Origin of the sequence: Providencia sp. PROV141, from assembly GCF_028481645.1 — a bacterium.
Taxonomy (GTDB): Bacteria; Pseudomonadota; Gammaproteobacteria; order Enterobacterales; family Enterobacteriaceae; genus Providencia; species Providencia rettgeri.
Window position 1 is genome coordinate 1 of record NZ_JAMPPR010000043.1, and the last position, 5,623, is coordinate 5,623.

General features: G+C 33.7%; 6 protein-coding genes. 1 reads left to right on the plus strand and 5 read right to left on the minus strand.

The genetic code is table 11. The features are described 5' to 3' along the window. Positions 1 to 367: 367 nt before the first annotated feature. A complete protein-coding gene (locus PSF09_RS20330) occupies positions 368 to 1,453 on the plus strand; it encodes a DNA cytosine methyltransferase (RefSeq protein WP_272684412.1) in 1,086 nt (361 codons plus the stop codon). Here PSF09_RS20330 and PSF09_RS20335 read toward each other — a convergent pair. From PSF09_RS20335 to PSF09_RS20355, 5 genes are all read right to left on the minus strand, one after another. After that, positions 1,445 to 2,179, minus strand: a complete 735-nt coding sequence (locus PSF09_RS20335; protein WP_272684413.1) for a hypothetical protein — start codon at positions 2,177 to 2,179, stop codon at positions 1,445 to 1,447. The two genes, PSF09_RS20330 and PSF09_RS20335, sit on opposite strands and share 9 nt — an antisense overlap. Further along, entirely contained in the window at positions 2,172 to 2,390 is a 219-nt protein-coding gene (locus PSF09_RS20340; protein ID WP_272684414.1) for a helix-turn-helix domain-containing protein, read from the minus strand. The genes PSF09_RS20335 and PSF09_RS20340 overlap by 8 nt, the downstream gene beginning before the upstream one ends. Positions 2,391 to 2,788: 398 nt before the next feature. Beyond that, a complete protein-coding gene (locus PSF09_RS20345) occupies positions 2,789 to 3,214 on the minus strand; it encodes a helix-turn-helix domain-containing protein (protein ID WP_164526971.1) in 426 nt (141 codons plus the stop codon). 7 nt (positions 3,215 to 3,221) lie between these two features. Beyond that, positions 3,222 to 4,178, minus strand: coding sequence for a replication initiation protein (locus PSF09_RS20350; RefSeq protein ID WP_001293214.1), 957 nt, complete (start codon positions 4,176 to 4,178; stop codon positions 3,222 to 3,224). A gap of 1,138 nt (positions 4,179 to 5,316) precedes the next feature. Next, positions 5,317 to 5,559: a HigA family addiction module antitoxin gene (locus PSF09_RS20355; protein WP_272684415.1), complete on the minus strand. Its 243-nt coding sequence runs from the start codon at positions 5,557 to 5,559 to the stop codon at positions 5,317 to 5,319. Between the last annotated feature and the right edge of the window lie 64 nt (positions 5,560 to 5,623).

Genomic DNA, 5,623 nt, shown 5'->3' on the forward strand with positions numbered 1-5,623 from the left:
TATCGTTAACTTTTATGCTTACTTAAAACACTACTACCGTCCTCGTTTTACTCGGTTGGTAAAATCGTCGAACATCACAAAACAAATTTGTGCTTTTCAACGATTTCAGGTCAGCTTTTCAGTCAACTGTGCCGATGTTAAAAATATGCCTAACTGCTACAGAAACCGCTCTAAACTTTCAGCATGGATTTGTAGGGTTTGATGATTAAATTAGTGAAGTGTGTTGATAGTATCTATTTGTTTGCTGTCATCGAAATTTAGGGGTGGGGGGGTACAATCCCAATTTTAGAATGACATAGCTTGCTGCATTAATTTCAATGTTATATATTGAATACTATAAGTAACATTAAAGGGTTTATTAGGAACGATGAAAGCTATAGATTTATTTTGTGGTTGTGGAGGTTTATCTGCTGGTTTACGCGATGCTGGATTTAAAATATTGGCAGGTATAGATATTGAAAAAGATTATATAAAAACGTTCACAAAGAATTTTCCAAATTCTGAATCTATTTGTTCAGATTTATCAAAAATAGATTCATATGAATTGATGAATCGTTTTAATTTAAAACGGGGGGAGCTAGATTTATTAGCAGGGGGGCCACCTTGCCAAGGTTTTTCAAAAAACGTACCAAGATCACAAAGATTAGTTGATAGCGATAATAATAAGTTAGTAGATGTTTTTCTTTCTCATTGTGAACGAATTTTACCCAAGTTTATTTTGATGGAAAATGTAGCTGAGATGAGGAATGGATTTGATCAATACTATACAGACCAGATAGTAAGTAGGCTGAGTAATGTTGGATATGATGTTATTCATGGTGTGCATAACTCTGCTGATTATGGGGTTCCACAGAGAAGAAAGCGAGCATTTTTCATTGCTAGAAGAGATGGAATTAAGCCTATCTACCCTAAAGAAACACACTCTTCGATTAATGAAAAAGATGGAATGAAAAAATACATTAGTGTTTGGGATGCAATTAGTGATTTAAGACCTTTAAATAGTGGAGAAGGTGTTGAACCAGATTCATATGTAAGTAAACCATTAAATGAATATCAACAGTATATTAGAAATGGCAATAAAGTTGTTTTTAATCATATAGCTAAAAAATTAAGTAAGATTCAGCAAGAAAGAATGTCTTCATTAAAGGCTGGTGAAGGTATCAAAGATTTACCTGACCATTTAAGACCTAAAAGTGGTTATAGTGGAGCATATGGGAGACTTACTAAAGAGATGATTATGCCGACTATTACACGATGGGTTTTCCACCCAGGTTCTGGCAGGTTTGGTCATCCTGTTGATGACAGAGTTATAACAATAAGAGAAGCTGCTAGATTACATAGCTTTAAAGATGATTTTATTTTTATTGGTACGTATACACAACAAGCAGGACAGTTAGGTAATTCTGTCCCACCTTTATTAGCTAAAATAATGGGAGAATCTTTTTTAAGTTAGCTTAGATAAGTTCTCAAGTAAATTCATTAGCTCGGATCTATTAAGTTTAGATGATGGGAAGTCGAATGTTTTTAGACTCCCATCTGTCGGCCACCATTCTTTTTCACCACTAAAATGTAATTGGTTTTCCCCTAAACCATGCCACGCAAACCATTTTTTATTATTTTTTTTATTGATCCCATGAAGTGCTGGAAGTTGTTCCTTTTTGATTGTTACTTTTGGTGTAGACCAATGCCAAATAAAGTCATCTTCATTAAAGATGATAGGGTTTTCCTTTGTGCATAATAAGCGTTCAAAGTAAGATATTCTATTATTTTTATGAACAATTAATCTAGAATAACCAATAGCATCTAAATTATATAGACGTAGGCTTTCTTCTGCATGATCGTTACAGAATCTAATAATTTCATTTCCTAAAATTGAAAGTGCTTTATCAGAATTAAATGATTCATTAATCAAACTTTGAGAATTTGCTATTTTTGCTCTTTTCCATGTTACTGGTGTAGTATCTTTTGTTGATTTTACTTGCCATCCTATCTTTTCGTTTTTATTTACTACATCAACAAAGTCATATGTATTTAAAACAACTCCTTGCCTAACTGTTGCTAAAACATTCTCCATTAAAGATCCGGGAATTGTATCTTCAGTAAATGGTAATTTTAAGTACCCAACCAATATAGTTTCTAATTTATTTAACTCTTCTTGATTTGAATATATTTTATTCAAAATCCAGTTCCTTCAACAGTTCATCGATAGTTACGTTAAGCCCTTTAGATATCAAGCTTAAAGTCGTTAAAGTTGGATTTCGTTGACCCCTTTCTAAGGAGCTAATATAAGTACGGTGAAGCCCTGACAATTCAGCCAGTTCTTCTTGAGATAATTTTTTTATTTTCCTTAGTTTTTTTATTCTAAGGCCAAACGAATCCAATATTTTCATATGACAAATATTGACTTTTTGATGACTATATATCTACAGACTATAAGTAACATTATGTGCATTGTAATAGCTTTTTTCTAAAGCTTGTTTTTGATGTAGATAACTCTTTGTTCCGATATATTAGATGTATAACTAGTCTTTTTCAGAGGAAGGTAGTCTGATAATTACATTATCAGGCTTGATATTGTAACTCGATGTTTTATAGTTAGGATTTTGAATCAAACAACCTTATTTAACATAAGGGTGCTTAAGCGCACACCGATTTCCGGTTTCATCCTGAAAATACCCCGAACAGTTCAAAACCGTCTCTTTTCCTGCCGAAAATGCCCCGTTTTATTGTTGCTCATTTGTTATCAAAATGGTGGTTTGGGTTTCAGGGTGAAAATGACGCCAACCGGCTATTTTTTCCAGAATTGCCACGATTTTTTGGCTGGTACTGGTGTAACGGGTTCAGGTGTTGTCGGCAGCTTGGATTCGATTAACAGCATTGCTTGTTTCAGGCTGTCTATATGCTCGTCCTGACGTTGTAATTCGTTATTTTTGCTTTCAAGCAGTTGTTCTAAAAGTGCAATTTTTTGTTGTAACAGTGCAACGGATTGATCTGTTTTAGGTGTTGCATCGTGCTGCATTGCATCGCTTTGCGATAGTGTTGCATGTGTCGCATTTAGTGAACCAAATACACGAATAAGCTCTGATGTATCTACTTTTTTTGTATTTGTTGCATCAGAAATTTGCGACAGTTTTCCTTGCTTAATATAGCGATGTATTGTTGCTCTGTTTTTTCCAGTTAGTCTGGCTGCCTCTGTAACTGATACCAGTGCCATAGATACCTCATATCCGCCCGTATTTCGCCAGAATTTTCTCTAGCGTAGTTCGTTGTTTTTGAGTCAGCCATGTAAATGAGCCGTTAAGATCGTACTTGCTTTGCATATCGCTCAGGAATTTTGCTTCAAAACTAGTCAGTTGAATTTTTGCAGTTAAAGCATCATGCAATGTTGTTTTTAGCCCCTCATGAAGACGATTTTCAGGTGTTAAACGGATTGTCTTATCTTCTTTTTTTGATGCTGGATCTTTTGCTAGTTCAGTCACAAGGTCAATTTGCTTATCCAGTTCAACTTGAAAGATCAGTGTGTCAGCAGGACGACCGCGTTTTTCAATAGTCAACTTCATATTGCTGTAAGTGTTTAAGTCATTTGTAACTGGTTTTAGGATCCAGCGATTCAATTCTGCATATAAAGGGTAGTTTTTTTCAAGCATGAGCATAAACTTAAATTCCTTGATACTTATCTCAATGTTTCCCCTATGCGTTTTTCTTTGTGAAAGCTCCTTTAGTAACCATTCATATATTCGCATTGAGTATTTATTTTCAAAGGCTTTAACATGCTCAAGATTGTATTTAATGAATTTTTTTAAATGAAATAAAAGTGGTTGAATATATGAGCTAAATACTAATGTTACAGTTTGTTCTTCTCTATTGAACTCAGCGTATTCCGTCCAATTGAAAATTCGTTTAGAAACTGCTCCTGTAGGATAAATTAATTCAACAGAGCGTTTAAATAAATCACTAGTTGCACTGTTCAATCTTCCCCAAGCATTTTCATAACTTAAGCCCATAGTGCGCGCATATTCAGAACATGAGAATTTAACTGTTAATTCATCCCTTGTTGGGTTTTCAATTGTAGGGTTCAACTTTGCAACGCAAAACAGAATTAGCTTGGTTTCATGTTCAGTTAGATCATAACGGCTTACTGCTAATTCATTTGCTTTAAACACAACTAATTCAGACATGCCAATCACCATTATGTAGTAATTTAAATCGCTACATAAATCATAATAATGTAGCAATTAAAATCAACTACATTTTTTATGTTTGATTGTGAATAACCTAATTTTTCCTACATCTTTCCCACTGCTAGCCTAATTTTTCCTACATCTAGCCTAATTTTTCCTACATTTAATGTTTTTTTTTTTATTAAAAAACAATAATTTAAAATTACTAGAATAAAGAAAGAATAAAAGATAAAAAAGAATAGATCCCAGCCCTGTGGATAAATCAGAAAACTGCCGTCGATTTGCAGTAGTTAAAAGGATGTCGCAAACAAGATTTGCTCCTTTTCAAAACAAACCTAAAACACCTAAGTAGCTCCCTCGCTTTGCTCGGGCAACTCGCTGACCCTATCTTTTGTCTCCGACCATCTTGCCATTGCGCCGTTGCTCTTCCCGTGTCATTGAGCTCGCTTCGCTCACGGCTCATCCAGTTAGTGATGGTCTGAACGCTCTGTAATCGATTTTAAGCCACCGTAATCACAAAGTTGCATTATCTCCTAACTACGATATTTAAATTAAACAGAGAGTATTACAGAAGCTTTTACGTGAGGACAGAAATGAATTAATCGAAAACAATTACGCATATTGTCGCGCATATAATAAAAATATCTTTTGTGACCATCAAAAAACTACTTATCAGTCACTAAAAATATTTTGCACTCGCCAATTTTGGTTTCTTGCAAACACACACCATACGCAAAATGGAATTTTGATGGTATTTATTTGATAAATATGAAGTTTGTTTTTAATTGTTATGGCTATGTAAACATGGAACTGATGCATTTCTGCATCATTCTGATGACGAATTGATGCAGAATATAAAATGTTGAAACTTTATATACCCTATGGGTAAGTATGAAATAAATGGTTGCACATCATATGTAATATAGAGAGTTAAACTGTAAATACTGTTATCACGCATCAAGATGATGCACTACTGATGCATCAATGCATCAGTTTTTTTGTGTAAACTAATGTCAATTGATGTTCAAAATTAATAACTGTGCTTATTTTAAGTTTAAATTTTGGCTGAATATGACCAAATATTAAAGTACAAAAAATAGAATTTGATGGGTTAAATATCTTCAAAAAAATCATTCTAAATAGAGGAGCGTTTGTAATAATTTTTTTGAATATTTAACCAAAATGATGGACTGCTACCGAGAGTCATTGATAGACGTTTCGCAATTTGTAATGTAATGATTAGATTACCATTAACGAGTTGTTCAGTTTCGAATACATTCATTCCTAACTTTTCAGCTAAAATATCAATACTTAGATTAAGTTCATTCAAAGTTTCAGTGATTAATTCGCCTATGTGAGGTCGTTTGTACATTCTCATCTATTGTAACCTTCTATCTATTTTTAAAGTGATGCCTCTATTTATCACGAAAATGGACTGTATG